Raw genomic sequence first — 23,425 nt, 5'->3', positions numbered from 1 at the left:
CCCCCCACGGCGATGGAGTGTCAGCCCGCGAGGGCCGCGGTCAGGTCGTCGACCATCTTGGTCCAGGTCGCCTCCGGGTCAGCGCCCTTGATGATCGCCGACTCGGCGGCGTTCCAGAAGTCCCACACCTGGCCCATCTCGGGGATGTTCGGCATCGGGACGCCGTTCTCGGCCGAGGCCTGGAAGCCCGCGATCGCGTCCGGGTAGGGAGCCGAGGCGGTGTCCACGCCCTCGAAGGCGGGGAGACGCGGGTCGGCGTCGTAGAGCGCCTGCATCGCCTCGGTGGTGGCGACGTAGTTGGTCAGGAACTCGTTCGCCAGGAGGGCGTTCGCCGACTGCGAGGAGACGTAGAAGCCCTGGACGCCCACGAACGGAGCGGCGGTCTCGCCACCGGCCGACGGCGCGGGGTTGACCACGAAGTTCACGTCGGTGAAGTCACCGAGCGCCCACGGGCCCTGGATCGTGTACGCGCACTTGCCCGAGTTGAACAGCTCGTTGTTGATGGCGTAGTCGATGGTGGTCGAGAGGTAGCCCTCGCCCGCCTCGCCGTTCTCCGAGAGCCAGGTCGCGAAGGCCGTGCCGGCGTCGCCGCCCATGCCGACCTCGGAGGTGTACGAGCCACCCTCCTGGACGAACACCGGGGCGCCGAACGAGGTCTGGAACGGGTACATGTTGTAGCCGTCGCCCACCTCACCGTTGGTGGTGATGCAGAAGGGGCGCTCCGCGCCGGAGTCGATGCCGTTCTGGATCATCTCGTCCCACGTGGCCGGAGCCTCCTCGCCGACCAGGTCGACGTTCTGGACCAGCGCGATGGCCTCGAGGGCGTACGGCATGCCGTACTGCTGGCCGTCGTAGCTCATGGCGTCGAGGCCCACCTGGGCGAAGCTCGAGGCGTTGGCGCCGAGGTCGACCGTGTTCACCACGCCGCCCTCGACGAGCGCGCCCAGCCAGTCGTGCGCGCCGATGGTGATGTCCGGGCCCTCACCGGTGGGGACCTGGGCGAGGAAGTCCGCGCGGATGTCCTCGAAGTTCTTCTGGATCAGGGTGACGGTCGCGCCGGTCTCGGCCTCGAAGGTCTCCGCGGCGGCGGCGACCGCGGGCTCGCGGTTCTCGTCGACCCAGATGGTGAGCTCGCCACCGGACATGGCGGGGGTGGTCTCGGAGGCCGCCGGCGACGACGTCTCCTCGGTGGAGCCGCCCGACGAGCAGGCGGCGAGCAGGGCAACGGTGGTGGCCATCGCGGCCGCCATTCCGATCTTCTTACGCATGGATCTTCCTTCCAGAGAGAGGGCCACATCGCGCGCCTCTGGCGAGTTCGCGTCTTTGCGACTGGGTGGTGCGTGGGTGGGGTTGTCAGCGACCCCGTGCAGCCTAGTGTAAGCGCTTGCAGAGCCGTCGAGGTCACAAACGCGACATCTGCGGATCACGATTTGGAAACCTTTGTCCTCAGGCCCCCGTTCCCTCGGACGCGCGCGCGACCCGGACGACGGCGACGCCGCCCCCCGGAACCGTGAACCCGTCGTCCGATCCGTCCCCCGTGAGCAGGTCGACACCCGCCACCGGCAGCCGCGCCTCCTCGTCGCCGTGGTTCGCGGCGACCACGAAGTCCGCGTCCGGTCCGCGCCGCGTGACCACCTCGAGCGTCTCGGGTGCGCCGTCGAGCACGATGCCGGCGTCCCGGTACGCGCCGCTGAAGACCGTGCCGAGCGCGTCGACACCGAGCCGCGTGGCCACGTACCAGCCGGCCCCGGAGCCGTGCGCGTGGCGCGTCACCGCGGGCATCCCGGCGCCCGGCCCGCTCGCATTGGTGGCGAGCACCTCCGCGCCGTGCACCTGGACGTCCTCCTGCCACACATCGGACCCCACGACGGGACCGTCGTCGCCCCACGCCACGGTGGCCGTCTCGCCCTCGCGCAGCGGGAGGAACTCCTCGACCGTCACTCCCAGCGCGTCCCGCAGCGGAGCGAGGAACCCGCCCGCGTGGACCGCATCGTGCTCGTCCACGATGCCGGAGAAGAAGTTGACCACCAGCGTCCCGCCCGACTCCACGTAGCGGGTCAGGTTCGCCGCCGCGGCCTCGGTCAGCAGGTAGGAGGCCGGCGCCACCACCATGCGGTAGCGCGACAGGTCGTGCTCGGGGTGGGCGAAGTCGACGGTGACGTTGTCGCGCCACAGGCGCTCGTAGAACGCGCGCATGCGCTCACGGAACTGGACGTCGTCCGACGGGCGCCACTCCAGGTCCTGCGCCCACAGGGACTCCCAGTCGTAGAGCATCGCGACGTCCGCGACGGTCTCGGAGCCCTGCACCTCGGCGAGGTCCTTCAGGTGGCCGCCGAGCTCGACCACCTCGCGGAACACCCGCGACCGCGGACCCGCGTGGGGCAGCATCGCCGAGTGGAACTTCTCCGCGCCCGACCGGGACGCGCGCCACTGGAAGAACATGATCGCGTCGGCGCCGCGACCGAGGTGCGTGAGCGCGTTCCGGCGCATCTCGCCGGGCCGCTTCGCGGTGTTCCGCCCCTGCCAGTTCACGGCCGAGGTCGAGTGCTCCATGAGCATCCACGGCTTCCCGCCCGCGACCGAGCGGGTCAGGTCTGCAGACAGCGCGAGCCCGACGTGGGCGTCCGGGTCGGGCGACCACAGGTAGTGGTCGTCGGCGACCACGTCGACCTCCTGCGCCCACTTCCAGAGATCCGTGTTCCACGACTGGTGCGCCATGAAGTTGGTGGTGACCGGCTGCGAGGCGTGCGCGCGGATCGCGTCGCGCTCGAGGCGGAAGCACTCGCGCAGCTGGTCGTCGGTGAAGCGCGCCCAGTCGAGCTTCATCGCGGGGTTCGCGATCGACGGCGTCGCGGCGGGCGCCACGACGTGCTCCCACTCCGCGTAGCGCTGGCCCCAGAACGCGGTGCCCCAGGCCGCGTTCAGCGCGTCGAGCGCCCCGTAGCGCCGCTGCAGCCACGCCTGCCACGAGGCGACCGCGCGGGGAGAGAAGTCCTCGGCGACCGGCACGCCGTACTCGTTATGGACGTGCCACATCACCACCGCCGGGTGATCCGCGTAGCGCTCGGCCAGCGCGGTCGCGACGCGCACGATCGCCTCCCGGTACTCGGGCGAGGCGTGCGAGGCCATCCCGCGTGACCCGAAGCCCATCACGGTGCCGTCCTTGTCGACGACGCGGGCCTGCGGGTAGCGATGGAAGAACCATGCGGGCGGGGAGACGCTCGGCGTGCCCAGGTCCGCGGCGATGCCGTTCGCGTGCAGCAGGTCGAGCAGGTCGTCCATCCAGCCGAAGTCGAACTCGCCCTCGCTGGTCTCGAGCATCGCCCAGGAGAAGATCCCGACCGAGACCAGGGTCACCCCGGCCTCGCGCATCAGCGCCATGTCCTCGTCCCACGTCTCGCGGGGCCACTGCTCGGGGTTGTAGTCGCCGCCGTAGACGAGACCGTCGATACGGGGCCACCCCGCTGCTGCCGTCATGCTGCTCCTTCGGGCTCGCATCCGAGCCGCGTCCGCGGTCTCGCCGTCGAGCCCACGCGTCGGGAGGCGCTGCGCACGCCCCCACCACTTCACTGGGACCGTTCACAGTCTCACACAGGACGCGAGCCGCAGGCAAACCGGAGATCCGCTCGTGACCGATTCGTATCCGAGCGTTATCAATCTGTGACCGCACACAGCGCGGGCCTCCTGAATTCCCCCGTGGACGCCGGTCCACCACGCGACCTCGCCCGCCCCCGTCGGCCGGACCGCGCGACGCCGACGGGCCCGTGCGGCGCATCGTCGCGACCCGTGCGACCGCGCCGTCCCGCGGGTGCGGGGCGGGTACCCACCCGCGCATGTTTACGAGTAGGTTCGGACCATGGACCCCTCTCCCGAGACGTCTGTCGGCCGCATCCCGATCGTGGGGGTGAGCCCGGCGTTGGAGGAAGGGCGCTGGCCCGCCCGCGCGGTGGTCGGCGAGGCCGTGCCGATCACCGCCACGATCTTCCGCGAGGGGCACGACTCCGAGGGCGCCACCGTGGTGATCACCCGGCCCGACGGCCGCCGCGAGCGCCTGCCGATGCCGCTCGACGACTGGGGGACGAGCACCTACCGGGCGCCATGGATCCCGCGGCGGGAGGGCCTCCACACGTTCCGCGTCGAGGCGTGGTCCGACCCGGTCGCCACCTGGGCCCACGCGGCCGAGGTGAAGATCCACGCGGGCGTCGACGTCCAGCTGATGCTCGACGAGGGCGTCAACGTCCTCACCCGCGCGCTCACCGAGGTCCGCCGCGCGCCCGCGAAGCAGGCGGTCCTGCAGTCCGCGATCGACGCGCTGCGGGACGGCTCCGTCAACCCCGAGGCGCGCCTGCAGCCCGCGCTCTCCCCCGAGCTCAAGGCGATCCTCACCGCGGCGCCGCTGCGCGACTCGGTGTCGACGTCCCGCGAGTACCCGATCCTGATCCAGCGCGAGAAGGCGCTCGTCAGCGCGTGGTACGAGATCTTCCCCCGCTCGGAGGGGGCGCGGCGGAACAAGCGCACGGGCGAGTGGCACTCGGGCACCTTCACCACCGCCGCGAAGCGCCTGCCCGCGATCGCCGCGATGGGCTTCGACGTCGTGTACCTCACGCCGATCCACCCGATCGGCATCACCCATCGCAAGGGCCGCAACAACTCGCTCAAGGCGGAGCCGGGCGACCCGGGAAGCCCGTACGCGATCGGCGCGGCCGAGGGCGGCCACGACGCGATCCACCCCGAGCTCGGGACGATGCGCACGTTCAAGGCGTTCGTGAAGAAGGCCAGGGAGACGGGCCTCGAGGTCGCGCTCGACGTCGCGCTCCAGTGCTCGCCCGACCACCCGTGGGTGACGGAGCACCCCGAGTGGTTCACCCAGCGCCTCGACGGCACCATCGCGTACGCCGAGAACCCGCCCAAGAAGTATCAGGACATCTACCCCCTGAACTTCGACAACGACCCCGAGGGCATCTACCACGCGATCCGGGACATGCTCCAGGTCTGGATCGACGCCGGGGTGACGCTGTTCCGCGTCGACAACCCGCACACCAAGCCCCTGACGTTCTGGGAGCGGCTGCTGCGGGAGATCGCCCAGGACCACCCCGAGGTGATCTTCCTCTCCGAGGCGTTCACGCGGCCCGCGATGATGCACACGCTCGCCAAGATCGGCTTCCACCAGAGCTACACGTACTTCACGTGGCGGCAGAACGCGGCCGAGCTCGGCGAGTACCTCGAGGAGGTCTCGGGTGACGCGTCCTTCTACATGCGGCCCAACTTCTGGCCGACCACCCACGACATCCTCACCCCCGACATGCAGCACGGCGGGCCGGCGCTCTACCGCGCGCGTGCCGTGCTCGCCGCGACCGGCGCCCCCTCCTACGGCATCTACACCGGCTACGAGTTCGTGGAGAACGTGCCACGGCCGGGCGTCGAGGAGCAGATCGACAACGAGAAGTACGAGTTCAAGGCGCGTGACTGGGACGATGCGGACCGGTACGGGATCCAGACGCTGCTGACGCGGCTGAACGATGCGCGGCGTCGGCACGTCGCGCTGCGCCGCCTCCGCGGCCTCACGCTCCACCGCACCACCAACCCCGAGTTCCTGTGCTTCACCCGGCACGTCCCCGCCGAGGAGTCGCCGTCCGGCAAGGCGGACACGGTGATCGTCATCGCGAGCCTGGACCCGCATCACGTGCAGTCGGGCGTCGTCACGCTCGACATGGCGGCGCTGGGGCTCGAGGACGACGCCAGGATCGTGGTGGACGACGAGCTCACCGGCGCGACCTACACCTGGGGCCGCGACTTCTACGTCCGGCTCGACCCGGCCGTCACCATGGCCCACGTGGCCGCCGTGAGGCCATGATGAGCGCATCGTCCCTCCCCTCCCCCTCCACCCACGACCAGCAGGCGGTGACCCGATGACCAAGAAGGTGGACACGGCGGTGCTGAGCGACATCGCGCGCGGCATGCACCACGACCCTCACGCCGTGCTCGGCCCGCACCCCGGCCCGTCCGGGGTGACGGTCCGCGTGCTGCGGCCGCTCGCGGACGCGGTCGAGATCGAGACCCTCGCGGGCACCTTCCCCGCGGCGCACGAGCACGAGGGCGTGTGGACGGCGCTGGTCCCCGGCACCGACATCCCCGACTACCGCATCCACACCACGTACGGGGACCACACCGCCACGGGCGACGACCCGTACCGGTTCCTGCCCCTGCTCGGCGAGCTCGACCTCCACCTCATCCGGGAGGGACGCCACGAGCGGCTCTGGACCGTGCTGGGCGCGAACGTGCACCGCTTCGAGTCCTCGCTCGGCCAGGTCGAGGGCACGGACTTCGCCGTGTGGGCGCCCAACGCCCGCGCCGTCAGGGTCGTCGGCGAGTTCAACCACTGGCAGGGCGCCACGCACGCGATGCGCACGCTGGGGGCCTCGGGCGTGTGGGAGCTCTTCATCCCCGGGGTGGGCCCGGGCACGGCCTACAAGTTCGAGATCCTCGACCGGAACGGGCACTGGCGCCAGAAGGCCGACCCGATGGCGCGCCGCACCGAGGTGCCGCCGGCGACCGCCTCGGTCGTGGACGAGCCCGCCTACGAGTGGGGCGACGCGGCCTGGCTCGAGCACCGGGCGACGTCGCAGCCGCACCGCAGCGCGATGAGCGTGTACGAGGTCCACCTGGGCTCGTGGCGCCAGGGGCTCGGCTACCGCGAGCTTGCGGACCAGCTGGTCGACTACGTCACCGAGATGGGCTTCACGCACGTCGAGTTCCTGCCCGTCATGGAGCACCCCTTCGGCGGCTCCTGGGGCTACCAGGTCTCGGGCTACTACGCCCCGACCTCGCGCTTCGGGTCGCCCGACGACCTGCGTTTCCTGATCGACCGTCTCCACCAGGCCGGCATCGGCGTCCTGCTCGACTGGGTGCCGGGGCACTTCCCCAAGGACGAGTGGGCGCTCGGGCGCTTCGACGGCACGCCGCTGTACGAGCACCCGGACCCGCTGCGCGGGGAGCAGCCCGACTGGGGCACCTTCATCTTCGACTTCGGTCGCGCGGAGGTCCGCAACTTCCTGGTGGCCAACGCGGTGTACTGGCTGCAGGAGTTCCACGCCGACGGCCTGCGCGTCGACGCCGTCGCGTCCATGCTCTACCTGGACTACTCGCGCGAGGCCGGCCAGTGGCGGCCCAACATCCATGGCGGCCGCGAGAACCTCGACGCGATCGCGTTCCTGCAGGAGGCCAACGCGACGGCCTACCGCAACGCGCCCGGCGTGGTGATGGTCGCCGAGGAGTCGACCGCGTGGCCGGGCGTGACGGCGCCCACGAACGCCGGCGGCCTGGGCTTCGGGCTCAAGTGGAACATGGGCTGGATGAACGACACGCTGCGGTACATGGGCGAGGAGCCCGTGCACCGCTCGTACCACCACCACACCGTGACGTTCTCGCTCATGTACGCCTTCTCCGAGCACTTCATGCTGCCGCTGTCCCACGACGAGGTCGTGCACGGCAAGGGCTCGCTGGTCGACCGCTTCCCGGGCGACCACTGGCAGAAGATGGCCACCTTGCGCTCGCTGCTCGCCTACCAGTGGACCCACCCGGGCAAGCAGCTGCTCTTCATGGGGTGCGAGTTCGGCCAGTACGCCGAGTGGTCGGAGGGCCGGTCGCTCGACTGGTGGCACCTCGACGACCGCCTCCACGAGGGCGTGCGCCGCATGGTCGGGGACCTCAACCGGCTCTACCGCGAGCTCCCGCCGCTGTACGAGCGGGACTCGGACCCCGCGGGCTTCCGCTGGATCGAGGCCGATGACACCGTCCACAACGTGCTCGCCTTCCTGCGGTTCGACGATGCGGGCGAGCCGGTGGCGGTCGTGGTGAACTTCGCGGGCGTGCCGCACGAGGACTACCGGCTGTCGCTTCCGCGTGCCGGCGCCTGGGACGAGGTCTTCAACACCGACGCCGACGTCTACGGCGGCTCGGGCGTGGGCAACATGGGCCGTGTCGAGGCGGAGGCCAAGGAGCGCCACGGCTTCCCGGCGACAGCCCGCCTGCGGGTGCCGCCGCTCGGCGCGGTCATCCTCCGACCGGCGGGCTGACCCCCCGCCGGTCACGGCACCGGACGCTGCGCACGGATCTCGCGGCGACACGCCGCGAGGGCGGGGGCGATGCGCGGTGCCGACCGGCGTGTCGTCCCGCGTTCCGTGCGGGCTGTCCGGGGGCGTGCCTCAGTACAGGGCGGAGGCGAGCGTCTGGCGCGCGCGCAGCACGCGCGGGTCCTGGCCCCCGACCACGTCGAAGAGCTCGAGCAGGCGCGCGCGGACCCGGTCGCGGTCGTCGCCGGCCGTGACCCTCACCACGTCGATCAGGCGCACGAAGGCGTCCTCGACCTGCCCGCCGAGCACGTCCATGTCGGCGACCGCCAGCTGCGCGTCGACGTCGTCCGGCGCCGCGGCCGCCGCGGCGCGCACCGCGCCGAGGTCCGCGGTCCGCGACCGGGCCATCAGACGGACCTGGGCGCGACCGGCGCGCGCCTCCTCGTCCTTCGGGTTCTCGGTGAGCGCCTTGTCGAAGGCGGCCTCCGCGGCGGCGAGGTCGCCCCGCTCGACCGCGTCGTACGCCTCCTGGATGAGCGGCGGGAGCGGCGGCTCCTCGGGCGCCGCGGGCTGCTCCGCGGCGGCCCCTCCCCCGAGACCGGCCTGCTGCGCCACCTGCGCGACCTGGCCGACCAGCTGCTCGAGCTGCTCGGCGGTCGCCGCGCCCTGGAACAGCGGGGCGGGCCGCGCGCCGATCAGCGCGACCGCCGCGGGCACGGTGCTGATCTGGAAGGCCTGGGCGATCGCCGGCTCGGCGTCCACGTCGCACGCCGCGACGGAGATCCCGCCCTGGCTCCTGGCGAGCCGGTCCAGCTGGGTCGCGACCTGGTCGCTGGCCGGCACCCGGCTCGAGACGAACGCGATGATCACCGGCGCCTGGAGCGACTGCTCGGCCAGCGCCTGCAGACCGGCCTCGTCCACGGTGGCCAGGCCGCTCTCCTCGCGCTTGGACTGGGCCGCGAGCGCGGCAAGATCGACGGCGCCGCGGAGCGGCAGCGGGGTCTCGGACATGGTCTCCTCTACTTGGCGCTGACGGCGGTGAGCTGGTGGTCGGCCGCGACCGCGACGGGCAGCGCATCGGCGTCCGCGGGGATGCTGATCACCAGCAGGTCGGTGTACGTATGACGGACGGTGTCCTCGACGCTGCCGGAGATGAGCGACTTGTCCAGCGAGGACAGCGTCACGGTGGCGCCGTCCTCCACGGTGAAGAGCCCCTCGACGGTCACCGGTGCGAACAGCAGGGCGCCGCCGTCCGAGGTGCCGATCGCATACGTCGACTCGAGGTTCGGCTCGTAGGTCTCCTTGTAGGTGCCGCTCGCCTTCTCGGCGGTCTCACGCAGCTGCTTGCGGTTCGCGAAGATCTGGTCGCGGTAGCTGTCGTCCTCGAAGGCGTCCTTGTAGTCGGACCCGTTGCCCTTGCGCAGGTAGTCCAGGTAGCCATGGAGCACCTCCTGCGGCTGCAGCTCCGCGTCCTGAAGGTCGACCATGGGGGCGCCGACGCTCACGCCGGGCATGGCGGGCAGGGTGGCGCCCGGGATCATGTGGGCCCAGCCGACCATCCGGTAGTCGCTCTCGACGTCCTCCTGGACCCAGAGCACCACCACGGGCGTGGTCGACTCGTCGGGCGCCTCGGTGACACCCACCATCACACGGGGCCACGTCTCGGCGTCGGTCACGTACACCGCCTGCATGTCCTCGGGGATCACATCGGGATCGCCTGCGCCGTCGACCTCCGCGATCGCGTACTCCATGGTCCGGACCGTGACCGCGTCGCCGGTGATCCGCTCACCCAGCAGCGAGGCATCCGCCGCCTCGTCCGCGGCGGCGAGCTCGGCGAAGGTCTCAGGCACGATCCTGTCGATCTGCACCTGGGTCACGGCGGACGTCTCCTGCGCGGGCACCGCGGCCACGGGCTGCGGCACCGAGGGGGTGCACGCCGCGAGCGCGAGCGCGGGTGCGACCGCGAGCGCCGCCAGGATCACGCTCCTGCGCCTCATCGTGTCACCTCCCCGTCCTCGTCGTCGTCGCCATCCGGTGCCGCCGCCTCCGGCTCCGGTGCCTCGGAGCCTCGGTCCGCATCGTCCTCGCCGTCGGCATGGACAGCGGGTTCGGCGACGTCGCCCTCGGCGACCACCGGGATCCCGCCGGTTGCCGCGAGCTCCTCGCGGCGGTGCCGCCGGCCTCCCGGACGCGCCGGGCTGGCCTGGCGCCGGGCTGCGGCCCACGACTCCCCTCGACCGCGGGCGGCGCGGATGTCGAAGATCAGCGAGCCGAGCGCGATGATGCCGATGACCGCGAGGATCGCTCCCCACCACTTGAGGGGGGCGACCCAGGCGTCGTCGATCGCGCGGGGGATGGTCAGCTGCACCGCCTCGAGCGGGGTGCCGTCGACGGACTCGATGACCAGGGTGTTGCCGACCGGCACCTGCGCGACGGGCATCTCCAGCGTGCCGGTCGCGGTCCAGTGCTGCCGCCAGATGTCCGCGACCGGCGCCTCGGAGGGCGCGGGCGAGGCGGACGGGCTGGCGGAGGGCGACGCGCCGGCGGTCGGCTCCGCCGAGGCCGAGGCCGAGGCCGAGGCGCTAGGAGACGGGCTCGCGGAGCTCTCCACGGGCTGTGCGTCGCGGGCCTCGACGGCGAGTTCCTCCCACACCGGCACGCCGGTGACGAACGTCACATCGCGCGTCGCGATCCAGGCCTCGGCGTCGGACGTGCGGCCCACGTACGCGGCGATCTCGCCGCTGCCCTCGACGGTGAGCTGAGCCTCGGGCGACAGCGCGAGGATGTCCGGCTCGAGCACGACGACCGAGGTATCCAGCGTGGCGCGGGGCTCCCCGACATCGGACGGGCGCACCGCATCCGCGATCAGACCGCCGATGAACAGCAGCAGCCCGAGCGCGCCGGCGATCAGCGCCGTGGTCCGCAATGTCACCTGTTCTCTCCGTTCGTCGACCTTCACTCTACGAGACATGGCACCAACGACGCCTCTCGTCGCTTTGTTCCATCGTCGGGGGTCGCACTACCCTGAGGGCGAGTGCGTGACCGTGTCGGCGTCACCGCCGACGCAATCGAGGAGAGCCATGGCTGAAGAGAACCTGCCGTTCCCTGTGACGATGCGGGGGTACGACCGTGAGGCCGTCGCCGCCCACATCTCGCGGCTGGAGGAGTCGGTCAAGGAGGCGACCACCGCCGCCGAGACCGCGCGGCGGGAGACCCAGCAGGCGCGTTCCTCGCTGGAGGACAGCCAGCGCGCCCTGCGGGAGGCGGAGCAGCCCACCTACAAGGGCCTCGGTGCCCGCGTCGAGCAGCTCCTGCGCTCCGCGGAGGAGCAGTCGTCGGATGTGGTCGCCCGGGCGACCACCCACGCGCAGGACACCGTCGCGCGCGCCAACGTGGCGGCCCAGCAGCTGCGCGCCCGTGCGGACAACGAGGTCGCGGAGATCCTCGCCCAGAGCCGCCGTGAGGCCGACGAGATCAAGACCCAGGCCGAGCACGCCGCCGGCGCGGTCAAGGAGGCCGCGGAGCGCCAGGCCGCCGAGTCGATCGAGAAGGCGGAGCGCGAGGCCCACCGCCTGCGGTCGGGCGCCGAGGCCGAGGCAGCGGAGGTCCGCGCCACCGGCGAGCGCGAGGCCCACGCGCTGCGCGCCTCCGTCGAGCGGGAGACCACGGAGCTGCGCGTCACCGCGCAGCGCGACGCGGCCGACCTGGTCGACTCGGCCCGCACCGACTCCGAGCAGAAGCTCGCCGCGGCGCACCAGGAGTCCTCGCGTCTCCGCGACGAGGCCGCCAGCTTCCTCGCGGCCGCGCATGCCGAGGCCGACGAGCTCACCGAGGCCACGCGGCTCGAGACGGAGCGCCTGAAGGCCGACGCCGCCCGCGTCAGAGCCGAGGCTCGCGACGCCGCCGCCGCGCTGAAGCAGGAGGCCGACGCCGACGCCACCCGCCTGCTCGACGAGGCGCAGCGCGAGGCAGCCAACGCCCGCGCGATCGCCGAGGCTGAGGCCTCCGACATGCGCATCTCCGCCGAGGCGGACGCCGCGACCCTGCGCAACGACGCCGCCGCCGCGCTGGCGCAGGCCGACGACGACGCACGGGAGGCGCGTGAGCGCGCCGAGGCCGACGGCGCCGAGCTGCGCAAGCGCGCCGAGGAGGAGGCCGCCCAGCTGCGCGCCCTCGCCGAGCGCGAGACGGCGCACCAGCGCCGCGAGGCGGACGCCTACGCCGCCGAGCTGCGCCACACCACCGAGCAGGAGGTGGCGGAGCTCCGGCACCAGGCCGACCGCGACATCGCCGACCAGCGCGGGACGGCCGAGCGCGAGATCGCCGCGGCCCGCACCGCCGCGCAGACCGAGGCCGTCGAGCTCCGGGAGAGCGCCGAGTCCTACGCCGCGCAGCTCCGCCAGGAGACCGAGGCCGTGGTCGCGCAGCAGCGCCAGGACACCGACGGCTGGGCCGTCGCGCTGCGCCGCTCCACCGAGGCGTGGGCGACGCAGCTGCGCGCCGAGACCGAGGAGACCACCGCCGAGGAGCGTCGCGCCGCCGCCGCCTACGCGACCGAGACGCAGGACGCCGCCGACGCCTACGCCGCCGAGACGCGCGGCACCGCCGACCAGGACGCCGCCGCCCTGCGCGAGGAGACCGAGGCGTGGGCCGCGCAGCTGCGCGGGGCCGCCCAGGCCTTCGACGGTGAGACCCGCGCCGCGGCGGACGCCTACGCAGGTGAGACCCGCGCCGCGGCGGACGCCTACGCCGCCGAGACGCGCGGCACCGCCGACGCCGAGACCGGCCAGCTGCGCAAGGACACCGAGGCGTGGATCGCCGCGACCCGCGGCGAGGCGGAGGCCTACGCCGCCGACACCCGTCGCGATGCGGATGCCTACGCGGCCACGCAGCAGCGCGAGGCGGACGCCTACGCGGCCGACGAGCGCCGGGAGGCGGACGCCTACGCCGTGAAGGAGCGCCAGGCCGCCGAGGGCTACGCCGCGGACCAGCACCGCGAGGCCGACGCCTACGCCGCCCAGCAGCGCCGCGAGGCCGACGCCTACGCCGCCCAGCAGCGCCGCGACGCCGACACCTACGCGACCCAGACCCGCGAGGCCGCGGACGAGGAGGTCGAGGCGCTGCACGAGAGCGTGGACGCCGAGATCGCCGCGTTCCGCGCGGCCGCGCAGACCGAGGCCGACGACCTCCGTGCGCAGGCGGAGGCCCACCAGAAGGACACCCGCCGCGCCGCGGCGGACCTGCGCCGTGCCGCCGAGGAGGAGGCCGCCGCGCTCAAGGCGGCCAGCACCACCGAGGCGCTGCAGCTGCGTCAGACCGCGGAGAGCGAGACCGCCGACCTGCGGGCCGCCGTCAAGGCCGAGCTCGCGGAGCTCCGGTCGGCCTCCGAGGCGGAGGCGGCACGCCTCAACCGCGAGGCCGAGTCCGCTCACGCGAAGACGCTCAAGGAGACCTCCGACCTGCGCGCCTCGACGGAGCGGGACGCGAAGGACCTCCTGGCCGACGCCCAGTCCGAGGCCACCGCGCTGCGCGAGGAGGCCCAGGCGGAGACCACGGCGCTGCGCGAGGAGGCCCAGGCCGACGCCGAGGCCGCCCGCGAGGAGGCGCGTCGCGCCCGCGAGGACCTCGAGCTCGAGGTGGCGAACGCCCGCGAGAGCGCCGAGCAGGAGCTGACCCGCCGGCACGAGGAGGCCAAGGCCGAGACCGCCGCGATGGTGGCCGACGCCAAGCGCCGCACCGCCGAGGCCGAGGAGCGTCTCAGCGCCACGCTCGCCCGCGCCGAGCAGGTGCGCCGCGAGGCCGAGGCGCACTCGCAGACGCTGCTCACCAACGCGCGCAACAACGCGGACGAGATCGTGTCCGAGGCCCGCGAGCACGCCGAGGCGATCATCTCCGAGGCCGTCACCGACGCCGAGCGCGAGCGGACCATGGCGCAGCGCGAGGTGGACGAGCTCAACCGCCAGCGCGAGTCGATCACCACCTACCTCGACGACCTGCGCGGCCTCCTCACGAACGACCCGGTGGGCAACCTCGCCAAGGCCAGCCGTCTCGCGGCCCAGGCCGAGGCCGAGGTGGGCGCCGACGCGGGCGACCGGTGAGCGACGCCGACGACCGGGACGCGCGGCTGCGGATGGCCGACGCGCTCGAGCGTCGGCGTCAGCACGAGGCCCGCGAGGCGGGCGCCCTGGTCGCGAGGTTCGCGGAGCAGGCGGTCGAGGCCGGGATCCCGGCCGAGCGCCTCACGGCGCGCGCGTACAGCGGCTCCACCCGCTTCCGTACCCAGGTCGAGGGCTGGTACCTCAAGCGGGACCGGTCGGTCGCGGTGGGCACCGATGGCCTGTTCTACGTGCTCGCGGCCCACGGCGGACTGGCGGAGCGGTTCCGGGGCGTGACGCTGAGCGCGTCCGACGCGCCCCTCGAGCTCGGACGGGGGGCCAGGGACGGCGAGTCGATGCCGCTGGCCGAGGCCCTCGCCGCGCGGCTCGAGGCCGGCGCGGCCTGGCCGGGCTGAGCCGGATCCCCTGACGCGGGCCGCACGCCCGGACGTGTGAAGCGGGGGCCGCCTCACACCCCCCTCAGGGTGAGGTGACCCCCGCGGATTCCATGGTCGCACCATGGCACCCGGCGCACCACGCCAGGGCGGGAGAATTTACACATTCTTCACATCGGGGGCGTTCGGCCGCTCAGACGGAGTCGAGGAGCCCCGTGACCAGGTCGGCGACGGGACCGGGCGCCTCGAGCGCGCACAGGTGGCCCACACCGCCGAGCACGACCGGGTCGACGCCGAGCGCGTCGGCCATCACGGCCGCCTCCGCGGGACCGGCGATCCCGTCGTTCTCCCCGACCGCGACGAACGCGGGCACGTCGAGCGCGCGCAGCACCTCGGTGCGGTCGGGGCGCGCGGCCATGGCCCGCTGCCCCCAGGCGATCCCGTCGCCCTCGTGCAGAGCGATGTTCGCCGCGACCGTGGCCACCAGCGCCTCACGCCCGTCGCCCTGCGTCCCGACGAGCCCCTCGGCGGCGCCGCGCGGGTCCGGATGGCCAGGCGCGCCGTCGACCTTCTCGGCGATCGCCAGGCGACCGGCGCGGGCCTCGTCGGTGTCGGCCGTCGACCGCGTGCCCAGCAGCCCGAGGCCCGCGACCGCCTCGGGGTGGCGCTCCGCGACGGCCATCGCGATGTAGCCGCCCATCGAGCAGCCGACCCACACCGCGGCCGGATGCCCGGTCACCTCGCGCATCGCGAGCACCGCGGCGTCCGCGATGAGCTCGACCGAGGGCTCCTCGTCGGGCAGCGGCATGTCGCCGATCCCGGGCACGTCGAAGGTGATGATGTCGCCGGGGACCCGGCCCGCGAGCGCGTCCACCAGGGGGTCCCACTGCGAGCGGTCCACGGGGAACGCGTTGAGCAGGACCAGGGGCGTGCCATCGGGAACGATGCTCACAGGCGTCTCCTTCGGGTGCGGCCTGGTCTCATTCCACCATGGACGCGGGCACCGCGACGGGCAGCGGCGCGCGGTCGGGCGCGACGCGTCCGACGATCACGTCGAGCACCTCGCGCACGAACCTCTCCCCCACCCACAGGTGCTTCGCCTCGGGCACGTCGATCAGCTCGAGCTGCGTGAGCCGCGCGAACCGCTCCCTCGCCTCGGCGGGCTGGAGGAAGTCGTCGTGCTCGGGCACGAGCGCGGTCACGGGCTTGCCGGACTCCGCCCAGCGCTCGAGATCCGCATCCGTGGCGCGGTGCAGCGGCGGCGACAGCAGGATCGCCCCCTCGACGTCGAGGTCGGCGCCGTGCATGAGGGTCAGCTCCGTTCCGAAGCTCCAGCCGACCAGCCACCGGTGCGGCAGACCCCGCGCGACGGCGAAGTCGACGGCGGCGCGCACGTCCGCCGCCTCCGTGACGCCCTCGCCGAACTCGCCCTCGGACGTGCCGCGCGGCGACGACGTGCCGCGAGTGTTGAAGCGGAGCACCGCCACGCCCGCCAGCGCAGGCAGCCGCCACGCGGCCTTGCGGTACACGTGGGAGTCCATGAAGCCGCCGTGGGTGGGCAGCGGATGCAGCGTGATGAGCGTCGCCGTCACCGGCCCGTCTGCCGGCAGGGCGAGCTCGCCGACCAGGCGCAGCCCGTCCTCGGTGACCAGCTCGATGTCCTCCCGGTCGGCCCGCAGCACGCTCATCGAGCGCAGCTCGACCGGCTCGTCTCCCGCCGTTTCCTGCATCGTCGCCTCCCGCATCGTCCCGTCCTCAGCCACGCGCCCTCCCGAACGAGCTCCAGCATCCCGTGTGCCAGTGGCGGCGGGCCTCCGCCGCCGCCTCCGCGCCCATGATGCCCTCGACCGCCCACGCGACCACGTGCGGGGTCTCGCCGTCGATCTCGCCCTGGCAGCCCGGGCACACGAAGCTCCGGTCGGTCGGGCGCGGCACCGCGACGTAGTAGTCCTCACCGCCGGGCCCGCGCTCGATCCGTGCGCGGTTGCCCCACACCCGGTCGACGTCGAGCTCCTGGTGCGGCTGTCCGTACGGGCGCTTGTTCGAGCGACGTCCGGACGGCATGCGCCCCAGTCTAGGCGGGCTCGGTCGGGGTCAGAACGTCCGCGGCGGCGTCTCGGCGGCGGCCTCGCCCGCCTCGAGAGGGACGATGCCCCGGGCCCGGATGGCCTCCCGGTACCAGTACGCGGTGTCCTTCCAGGTGCGGACCTGGGTGTCGTAGTCGACGTGGACGATCCCGAAGCGCTTGGCATAGCCCTGCGCCCATTCGAAGTTGTCCATCAGGCTCCACGCCATGTAGCCGCGCACGTCGGCGCCCTCGTCGATCGCGTCCAGCACCGCCTGCAGGTGGGCACGGAGGTAGCGCGTGCGGTCGCGGTCGCGGATGCGGCCGTCGCCGTCGCCGTCGACCTGGTCGTCCCAGGCGCTGCCGTTCTCGGTGACGTAGATCGGGAGGCCCGCCTCACGCTGGAGACGCAGGAGCTGCGCGGTGAGCGCGCCGGGGTCGATGTTCCAGCCCATGGCCGTCAGCTCGCCGGGAGGGCGCATGAACTCGATCTCCTCGTCGCCCGGCCACGGCGAGCTGCTGCCCGCCTTGTGGCCGTCCGCGAGGGTGGCGACGTCCGAGGTCGCGGCGCCCTTGGCGGGGTTGTGGCGCACCACGTGCGACGCGTAGTAGTTGAGGCCGAACCAGTCGACCGCGCCCCGCATCTCCTCCAGGTCGCCGTCGTGCACGAACGACCAGTCCGTCAGGTGCGCGGTGTTGGGCCGCAGCACCTCGGGGTAGGTGCCGTCGAGGAACGGCTGGTGGAACATCCCGTTGGCGAGCGCGTCGATGTGCGCGGAGGCGGCCCGGTCCGCCGGGTTCGACGGGTCCCAGGGCCGCGGCGTGTGGGAGTTGTTGACGATCCCCACCTGCAGATCGGGCCGCGTCTCCTTGATCGCCCGGTAGGCGCGGGCGTGCGAGAGCAGCAGGTGATGCGCGGCGGTGAGGCCCTCCTCGTCGTCGACGCGTCCCGGCGCGTGCGACCCGGTGGCGTAGCCGACGAACGAGCTCACCCACGGCTCGTTGAAGGTCGCCCAGTGCGTCACCAGGTCGCCGAGCTCCTCGACCATCCGCGTCGCGTAGACGACGAACGCGTCGATCGTGTCGCGGCTGAGCCAGCCGCCCGAGTCCTCGAGCGCCTGCGGGAGGTCCCAGTGGTACAGGGTCACCATCGGGGTGATGCCGCGCTCGACCAGGCGCTCGACCAGGCGGCGGTAGAACGCGATGCCCTCGGGGTTGAACGCGCCGGTGCCGGCCGGCTGCACGCGCGGCCAGGCGATGGAGAAGCGGTACGCCTCGAGCCCGAGCTCGACCATCATCTCGACGTCGCTCTCCCACCGGTGGTAGTGGTCGCAGGCCACGTCGCCGGTGTCACCGCCCGTGATGGTGCCGGGCGTGCGGGTGAAGGTGTCCCAGATCGATGCGCCGCGACCGCCCTCGGCGACCGCGCCCTCGATCTGGTACGCGGCGGTGGCGGAGCCGAGCAGGAAGCCCGCGGGGAAGGTCGACGTCATGCCGGAATCCTAGCCGAAACGATTCGAGTCGGGCCCCCTCCCCGGCTCTCCCCGTCGCGCTCGCCCTCCCCCACGCCCACCGCCGAACAGTGCGCACGGAATGCGTCCCGGTTTCCCGGCGTGTCGCGGCGCGACATCGGCCGACACACCGCAGATCCGGGACCGACTCCGTGCGGAGTGTCCCGCGGGGGGAGGGAGGGGGGACGATGCGGGCGCCGGGCTGGGCCGGGGCGGCGTCAGAAGAGGCGTGTGGTGGGGTCCTCGGCGCCGCGCATGGCCTCGTAGTCGAGCACGACGCAGCGGATGCCGCGGTCCTCCGCGAGCACGCGTGCCTGCGGCTTGATCTCCTGCGCGGCGAACACGCCCTGCACGGGCGCGAGCAGCGGGTCGCGGTTCATCAGCTCGAGGTACCGGGTGAGCTGCTCCACGCCGTCGATCTCGCCGCGGCGCTTGATCTCCACCGCGACGGACGCGCCGCTGGAGTCGCGCGCGAGGATGTCGACCGGTCCGATCGCGGTCATGTACTCGCGACGGATCAGCGTGTGGCCGTCACCCAGCAGGGCGATCTGCTCCGCGAGCAGCTCCTGGAGGTGCGCCTCGACGCCGTCCTTGATCAGGCCCGGATCGCTGCCGAGCTCGTGCTCGGTGTCCGACAGGACCTCGTGGAGCTCGATCTCGAGCCGGTCGTCGGTCTTGTCGTGCTGGACCACCCACAGCTCGACCACGCCGCGCTCGGCCGCCGTCTCGTCGACGACGGCCGTGCGAAGCGTGCAGGGCGGGCTCATCCAGTTGAGCGGCTTGTACGAGCCGCCGTCGGAGTGCAGCAGCACCGAGCCGTCTGCCTTGACCATGATGGCCCGGGTCGCGAGCGGCAGGTGCGCCGCGAGCCTGCCGGAGTAGCGGGCCGCGCAGCGCGCGATCACCACCCGCATGTCAGGCCGCGTCGGGCGCCGGGGTCTCCTCGGCCGCCTTCTTGACGTGCGGCTCGACGATGATCGTGATGACGTCGCGGTCGAAGGACAGGAATCCGGAGTCGATGGCGAACTCGGCGTCGCCGTCCGCGCCGCCGCGCACCCGCACGGTGCCGCCCTTGAGGACGGACAGCACCGGCTCGTGCCCGGTGAGGAGGCCGATCTCGCCCTCCACGGTCGGCGCGACGACGCGCTCCGCCGTCCCCGACCAGAGCACCTGGTCGGGGGCGACGACGTCGACGGTCAGGGAACCGGCCATGATCAGCCGATCTCCTTCTGGATGCGCGCCCAGTTGCGCTCGAGGTCCTCGAGGCCACCGATGTTGAAGAACGCCTGCTCCGAGATGTGGTCGTACGCGCCGTTGACCAGGCCGGAGAACGCCTCGACGGTCTCCGACAGCGGCACGGTCGAGCCCTCGACGCCGGTGAACTGGGTCGCCATGTACGTGTTCTGGGAGAGGAACTGCTGGATCTTGCGCGCGCGGGCGACGATGATCTTGTCCTCCTCCGAGAGCTCGTCCACACCGAGGATCGCGATGATGTCCTGCAGCTCCTTGTTGCGCTGGAGGATCGACTTCACGGCGTTCGCGGTCTCGTAGTGGTCGCGGCCCACGTAGCGCGGGTCGAGGATGCGCGAGGTCGACGCCAGCGGGTCCACCGCGGGGTAGAGACCGCGCGACGCGATCTCACGGGACAGCTCGGTGGTCGCGTCGAGGTGCGCGAACGTGGTGGCCGGCGCCGGGTCGGTGTAGTCGTCCGCGGGGACGTAGATCGCCTGCAGCGAGGTGATCGAGTGACCACGCGTCGAGGTGATGCGCTCCTGGAGCTGGCCCATCTCGTCCGCGAGGTTGGGCTGGTAGCCCACCGCGGAGGGCATGCGGCCGAGCAGCGTCGACACCTCGGAGCCCGCCTGCGTGAAGCGGAAGATGTTGTCGATGAACAGCAGCACGTCCTGCTTCTGCACGTCGCGGAAGTACTCCGCCATGGTCAGCGCGGACAGCGCGACGCGGAGACGCGTGCCCGGCGGCTCGTCCATCTGGCCGAACACCAGGGCGGTCTGCTTGATGACGCCGGAGTCGGTCATCTCCTCGATGAGGTCGTTGCCCTCACGGGTGCGCTCGCCCACGCCCGCGAACACCGACACACCGTTGTGGTTGTTGGCGACGCGGTAGATCATCTCCTGGATGAGGACGGTCTTGCCGACGCCCGCACCGCCGAAGAGGCCGATCTTTCCACCCTGCACGTAGGGGGTGAGGAGGTCGATGACCTTGATGCCGGTCTCGAACATCTGGGTCTTCGACTCGAGCTGGTCGAAGGCCGGGGGCTTGCGGTGGATCGGCCAGGTCTCGGTGACCTCGATCGTCTCGCCCTCCTTGGCGTTCAGCACCTCACCGGTCACGTTGAACACGTGGCCCTTGGTGACGTCGCCGACGGGGACGGAGATGGGGGCGCCGGTGTCCGTGACGGTGGCGCCGCGCACCAGGCCGTCGGTCGGCTTCAGGGCGATCGCGCGGATCATGTTGTCGCCCAGGTGCTGCGCGACCTCGAGCGTCATGTGGAGCACGCCCTCGTCCTCGCCCTGCGAGCTGAGGTCGATGTCGACCGTGAGCGCGTTGTAGATGTCGGGGATCGCGTCGGCCGGGAACTCGATGTCGACGACCGGGCCGACGACGCGCGCGACGCGGCCGACGACGGGCGCGTCCGCGGCCTTGGCCGGGGAGGTCTCTGCGGTGGTGGTCATGGATCTCTCGCTTCCGGTCACGAGGCCGCGAGCGCATCGGCGCCCGAGACGATCTCGCTGATTTCCTGGGTGATCTCTGCCTGGCGCGCCTGGTTGGCGAGCCGGGTGTAGTTACGGATGATGTCCTCGGCGTTCGAGGTGGCGGTGTTCATCGCGCGCTGACGGTTCGCGAGCTCCGAGGCCGCGCAGTGCAGCAGGCTGCCGTAGATGCGCGACTCGATGTACGGCGTCAGGAGCGAGTCCAGCACCTGCTCCGGGGTCGGCTCGAAGTCGTACAGCGGCTCGATCTCCCCCGCCTCGGTCTCCTCGACGCCCTCGACGAGCTCCAGCGGCAGGAGGCGGAGCACCATCGCCTGCTGGGTCACCATCGAGACGAACCGGGTGCCGACCAGGTAGATCTCGTCGACACCGCCGTCCTCCTTCGAGGCCATGAAGCGGGCGAAGAGGGCCTTGGCCATCTCCTGCGCCGTCTCGCGGCTCGGGGCGTCGGAGCCGCCGGTCCACTGGCCGGCGAGCTCGCGACGACGGAACGCGAAGTACGACACGGCACGACGGCCGGAGGCGAACTGCACGACCTCCTTGCCGTCCGCCATCAGGCGGCCGCGCAGACGCTCCGACTCACGGATGACGTTCGCCGAGTAGGCGCCCGCCATGCCGCGGTCGGCGCTGATCACCAGCACCGCCGCGCGTCCCGTGTCGGTGCGGGCCGTCGTCAGCGGGTGGTCGACCGTCGAGTGGGCGGCCACCGCGCTGATCATGCGGGTGATGGCGCGCGTGTACGGCGTCGCCTTGTCCACACGGAGACGGGCCTTGCCGATGCGCGAGGCCGCGATGAGCTCCATCGCGCGGAAGATCTTCTTGAGCGAGCTGGTCGCCCTGATCCTCTGGCGATAGACGCGCTGCTGTCCGGCCATCGGCTACTTCTTCTCCGTGACGATCTGCTCCTGCTCGACCGCGACCTCGGCGCCGTCGTCCACCGTGGAGCTCGTGGTGAGCGCGGTGTCCTCGGACTCGAGGAACGTCGAGACGTAGTCGTCGACGTGCTTCTCGAGCGCCGCCTCGTTCTCCTTCGAGAGGAGGCCCGTCGACGCGATGTCGCTCAGGATCGAGGTGTTGCGGCCCAGGTGGTCGAGCAGCTCGCGCTCGAAGCGGAGCACGTCGCCCAGGGCGATCTTGTCGAGCTTGCCCTTGGTGCCGGCCCAGATCGACACGACCTGCTCCTCCACCGGGTACGGCGAGTACTGGGGCTGCTTGAGCAGCTCCATCAGGCGGGCGCCGCGGGTCAGCTGCTGACGCGAGGCCGCGTCCAGGTCGGACGCGAACATCGCGAACGCCTCGAGCGAGCGGTACTGCGCGAGGTCGATCTTCAGCGTTCCGGAGACCGACTTCATCGCCTTCACCTGCGCCGAGCCGCCGACGCGGGACACCGAGATGCCGACGTCGATCGCGGGACGCTGGTTCGCGTTGAACAGGTCGGACTGCAGGAAGATCTGGCCGTCCGTGATGGAGATGACGTTGGTCGGGATGTACGCCGACACGTCGTTCGCCTTGGTCTCGATGACCGGGAGGCCGGTCATCGAGCCCGCGCCCATCTCGTCCGACAGCTTCGCGCAGCGCTCGAGCAGACGGCTGTGCAGGTAGAACACGTCGCCGGGGTACGCCTCGCGGCCCGGCGGGCGGCGCAGCAGCAGCGACACGGCGCGGTAGGCCTCGGCCTGCTTCGACAGGTCGTCGAAGATGATCAGCACGTGCTTGCCGTCGTACATCCAGTGCTGGCCGATGGCCGAGCCGGTGTAGGGCGCGAGGTACTTGAAGCCGGCCGGGTCGGACGCGGGGGCCGCGACGATGGTCGTGTACTCGAGCGCGCCGGCCTCCTCGAGGGCACCGCGCACGGAGGCGATGGTCGAGCCCTTCTGGCCGATGGCGACGTAGATGCAGCGCACCTGCTTGGTCGGGTCACCGGTCTCCCAGTTCGCCTTCTGGTTGATGATCGTGTCGATCGCGATCGCGGTCTTGCCGGTCTGGCGGTCGCCGATGATCAGCTGGCGCTGGCCGCGGCCGATCGGGATCATCGCGTCGATCGCCTTGAGGCCGGTCTGCAGCGGCTCGTGGACCGACTTGCGCGCCATGACGCCCGGAGCCTGGAGCTCCAGCGCGCGGCGGCCCTCGGTCGCGATCTCGCCCAGACCGTCGATCGCGTTGCCCAGCGGGTCCACCACGCGGCCGAGGTAGCCGTCGCCGACGGCGACCGAGAGCACCTCGCCGGTGCGCTGGACCGTCTGGCCCTCCTCGATGCCGGTGAACTCGCCCAGCACGACGACGCCGATCTCGCGGACGTCGAGGTTGAGCGCGAGGCCGAGCGTGCCGTCCTCGAACCGCAGCAGCTCGTTGGCCATGCAGCCCGGCAGCCCCTCGACCTGCGCGATGCCGTCGGCCGCGAGCGTCACGCGGCCGACCTCGTCGACCACGGCGCCCTTCGGCTCGTAGGACTTCACGTAGCTGTCGAGTGCAGCCCGGATCTCGTCGGGGCTGATCGTCAACTCTGCCATGCCATCTCTCCTGTCAGTGCCGCTCGCGCGGTCTTCGGTGCGTCG

Annotated in this window: 18 protein-coding genes; 4 read left to right on the top strand and 14 right to left on the bottom strand. The window is 72.2% G+C overall.

Features of this window, described 5'->3' with window-relative positions; translation table 11 throughout:
- Positions 1 to 20: 20 nt before the first annotated feature.
- Both QQX10_RS13510 and QQX10_RS13505 read right to left on the bottom strand, forming a co-directional pair.
- Positions 21 to 1,268: a sugar ABC transporter substrate-binding protein gene (locus QQX10_RS13510; protein ID WP_301121702.1), complete on the bottom strand. Its 1,248-nt coding sequence runs from the start codon at positions 1,266 to 1,268 to the stop codon at positions 21 to 23.
- 178 nt (positions 1,269 to 1,446) lie between these two features.
- Positions 1,447 to 3,477 (bottom strand): beta-galactosidase, encoded by a 2,031-nt coding sequence (locus QQX10_RS13505; protein WP_301121704.1) that lies wholly within the window; start codon positions 3,475 to 3,477, stop codon positions 1,447 to 1,449.
- Between the two features lie 379 nt (positions 3,478 to 3,856).
- Here QQX10_RS13505 and QQX10_RS13500 point away from each other — a divergent pair, with 379 nt between their 5' ends.
- Positions 3,857 to 5,854: an alpha-1,4-glucan--maltose-1-phosphate maltosyltransferase gene (locus QQX10_RS13500; protein ID WP_301121706.1), complete on the top strand. Its 1,998-nt coding sequence runs from the start codon at positions 3,857 to 3,859 to the stop codon at positions 5,852 to 5,854.
- A gap of 55 nt (positions 5,855 to 5,909) precedes the next feature.
- Entirely contained in the window at positions 5,910 to 8,075 is a 2,166-nt protein-coding gene (gene glgB, locus QQX10_RS13495) for a 1,4-alpha-glucan branching protein GlgB (RefSeq protein WP_301121708.1), read from the top strand.
- 129 nt (positions 8,076 to 8,204) lie between these two features.
- Here glgB and QQX10_RS13490 read toward each other — a convergent pair whose 3' ends face one another.
- From QQX10_RS13490 to QQX10_RS13480, 3 genes are read right to left on the bottom strand one after another with little or no spacing between them, the layout of a single operon-like run.
- The gene (locus tag QQX10_RS13490) at positions 8,205 to 9,083 is read right to left on the bottom strand and encodes a co-chaperone YbbN (protein WP_301121710.1); all 879 of its coding nucleotides are present in this window, start codon (positions 9,081 to 9,083) and stop codon (positions 8,205 to 8,207) included.
- 8 nt (positions 9,084 to 9,091) lie between these two features.
- Complete coding sequence (locus QQX10_RS13485; protein ID WP_301121712.1) at positions 9,092 to 10,069, bottom strand: DUF8094 domain-containing protein; 978 nt, start codon at positions 10,067 to 10,069, stop codon at positions 9,092 to 9,094.
- On the bottom strand, positions 10,066 to 11,004 hold the full coding sequence (locus QQX10_RS13480; RefSeq protein ID WP_301121714.1) for a hypothetical protein: 939 nt from the start codon (positions 11,002 to 11,004) through the stop codon (positions 10,066 to 10,068). The genes QQX10_RS13485 and QQX10_RS13480 overlap by 4 nt, the downstream gene beginning before the upstream one ends.
- A gap of 148 nt (positions 11,005 to 11,152) precedes the next feature.
- Between QQX10_RS13480 and QQX10_RS13475 the strand changes: the two genes are divergently transcribed.
- Both QQX10_RS13475 and QQX10_RS13470 read left to right on the top strand, forming a co-directional pair.
- The gene (locus QQX10_RS13475) at positions 11,153 to 14,170 is read left to right on the top strand and encodes a hypothetical protein (protein WP_301121716.1); all 3,018 of its coding nucleotides are present in this window, start codon (positions 11,153 to 11,155) and stop codon (positions 14,168 to 14,170) included.
- Positions 14,167 to 14,583: a hypothetical protein gene (locus tag QQX10_RS13470; RefSeq protein WP_301121718.1), complete on the top strand. Its 417-nt coding sequence runs from the start codon at positions 14,167 to 14,169 to the stop codon at positions 14,581 to 14,583. Before QQX10_RS13475 ends, QQX10_RS13470 begins: the two co-directional genes overlap by 4 nt.
- A 172-nt stretch (positions 14,584 to 14,755) precedes the next feature.
- Here the strand turns inward: QQX10_RS13470 and QQX10_RS13465 are convergent, their stop codons facing one another.
- The 9 genes from QQX10_RS13465 to atpA all read right to left on the bottom strand — a co-directional run bounded on the left by QQX10_RS13465 (position 14,756) and on the right by atpA (position 23,380).
- Positions 14,756 to 15,514, bottom strand: coding sequence for an alpha/beta fold hydrolase (locus QQX10_RS13465; RefSeq protein WP_301121720.1), 759 nt, complete (start codon positions 15,512 to 15,514; stop codon positions 14,756 to 14,758).
- Between the two features lie 28 nt (positions 15,515 to 15,542).
- Positions 15,543 to 16,307, bottom strand: coding sequence for an alpha/beta hydrolase (locus QQX10_RS13460; protein WP_301121846.1), 765 nt, complete (start codon positions 16,305 to 16,307; stop codon positions 15,543 to 15,545).
- A gap of 10 nt (positions 16,308 to 16,317) precedes the next feature.
- Positions 16,318 to 16,626 (bottom strand): Rv1322 family protein, encoded by a 309-nt coding sequence (locus tag QQX10_RS13455; protein ID WP_301121722.1) that lies wholly within the window; start codon positions 16,624 to 16,626, stop codon positions 16,318 to 16,320.
- 30 nt (positions 16,627 to 16,656) lie between these two features.
- Entirely contained in the window at positions 16,657 to 18,120 is a 1,464-nt protein-coding gene (locus tag QQX10_RS13450) for a glycoside hydrolase family 1 protein (RefSeq protein ID WP_301121724.1), read from the bottom strand.
- 236 nt (positions 18,121 to 18,356) lie between these two features.
- Positions 18,357 to 19,052: an endonuclease NucS gene (nucS, locus tag QQX10_RS13445; RefSeq protein WP_301121726.1), complete on the bottom strand. Its 696-nt coding sequence runs from the start codon at positions 19,050 to 19,052 to the stop codon at positions 18,357 to 18,359.
- 1 nt (position 19,053) lies between these two features.
- Positions 19,054 to 19,350 carry a F0F1 ATP synthase subunit epsilon gene (locus QQX10_RS13440; protein ID WP_301121728.1) on the bottom strand — a complete coding sequence of 99 codons (297 nt, stop codon included), beginning with the start codon at positions 19,348 to 19,350 and terminating at the stop codon, positions 19,054 to 19,056.
- A gap of 2 nt (positions 19,351 to 19,352) precedes the next feature.
- Positions 19,353 to 20,831, bottom strand: coding sequence for a F0F1 ATP synthase subunit beta (gene atpD, locus QQX10_RS13435; protein WP_301121730.1), 1,479 nt, complete (start codon positions 20,829 to 20,831; stop codon positions 19,353 to 19,355).
- Between the two features lie 17 nt (positions 20,832 to 20,848).
- Complete coding sequence (locus QQX10_RS13430; RefSeq protein ID WP_301121732.1) at positions 20,849 to 21,745, bottom strand: F0F1 ATP synthase subunit gamma; 897 nt, start codon at positions 21,743 to 21,745, stop codon at positions 20,849 to 20,851.
- A gap of 3 nt (positions 21,746 to 21,748) precedes the next feature.
- Complete coding sequence (gene atpA / locus QQX10_RS13425; protein ID WP_301121734.1) at positions 21,749 to 23,380, bottom strand: F0F1 ATP synthase subunit alpha; 1,632 nt, start codon at positions 23,378 to 23,380, stop codon at positions 21,749 to 21,751.
- Positions 23,381 to 23,425 lie beyond the last annotated feature (45 nt).

Origin of the sequence: Demequina lignilytica, assembly GCF_030418305.1 — a bacterium.
Classification (GTDB): Bacteria; Actinomycetota; Actinomycetes; order Actinomycetales; family Demequinaceae; genus Demequina; species Demequina lignilytica.
Note: the sequence above shows the minus strand (reverse complement) of the source record. Positions and strands in the feature narration are given on the sequence as shown.

What these genes read in the sequence shown, in the direction of transcription:
- QQX10_RS13510 (WP_301121702.1), bottom strand. Translation starts at nt 1,268, where the DNA reads ATGCGTAAGAAGATCGGAATGGCGGCCGCGATGGCCACCACCGTTGCC.
- QQX10_RS13505 (WP_301121704.1), bottom strand. Translation starts at nt 3,477, where the DNA reads ATGACGGCAGCAGCGGGGTGGCCCCGTATCGACGGTCTCGTCTACGGC.
- QQX10_RS13500 (WP_301121706.1), top strand. Translation starts at nt 3,857, where the DNA reads ATGGACCCCTCTCCCGAGACGTCTGTCGGCCGCATCCCGATCGTGGGG.
- glgB (WP_301121708.1), top strand. Translation starts at nt 5,910, where the DNA reads ATGACCAAGAAGGTGGACACGGCGGTGCTGAGCGACATCGCGCGCGGC.
- QQX10_RS13490 (WP_301121710.1), bottom strand. Translation starts at nt 9,083, where the DNA reads ATGTCCGAGACCCCGCTGCCGCTCCGCGGCGCCGTCGATCTTGCCGCG.
- QQX10_RS13485 (WP_301121712.1), bottom strand. Translation starts at nt 10,069, where the DNA reads ATGAGGCGCAGGAGCGTGATCCTGGCGGCGCTCGCGGTCGCACCCGCG.
- QQX10_RS13475 (WP_301121716.1), top strand. Translation starts at nt 11,153, where the DNA reads ATGGCTGAAGAGAACCTGCCGTTCCCTGTGACGATGCGGGGGTACGAC.
- QQX10_RS13460 (WP_301121846.1), bottom strand. Translation starts at nt 16,307, where the DNA reads ATGCGGGAGGCGACGATGCAGGAAACGGCGGGAGACGAGCCGGTCGAG.
- QQX10_RS13455 (WP_301121722.1), bottom strand. Translation starts at nt 16,626, where the DNA reads ATGCCGTCCGGACGTCGCTCGAACAAGCGCCCGTACGGACAGCCGCAC.
- QQX10_RS13450 (WP_301121724.1), bottom strand. Translation starts at nt 18,120, where the DNA reads ATGACGTCGACCTTCCCCGCGGGCTTCCTGCTCGGCTCCGCCACCGCC.
- nucS (WP_301121726.1), bottom strand. Translation starts at nt 19,052, where the DNA reads ATGCGGGTGGTGATCGCGCGCTGCGCGGCCCGCTACTCCGGCAGGCTC.
- QQX10_RS13440 (WP_301121728.1), bottom strand. Translation starts at nt 19,350, where the DNA reads ATGGCCGGTTCCCTGACCGTCGACGTCGTCGCCCCCGACCAGGTGCTC.
- atpD (WP_301121730.1), bottom strand. Translation starts at nt 20,831, where the DNA reads ATGACCACCACCGCAGAGACCTCCCCGGCCAAGGCCGCGGACGCGCCC.
- QQX10_RS13430 (WP_301121732.1), bottom strand. Translation starts at nt 21,745, where the DNA reads ATGGCCGGACAGCAGCGCGTCTATCGCCAGAGGATCAGGGCGACCAGC.
- atpA (WP_301121734.1), bottom strand. Translation starts at nt 23,380, where the DNA reads ATGGCAGAGTTGACGATCAGCCCCGACGAGATCCGGGCTGCACTCGAC.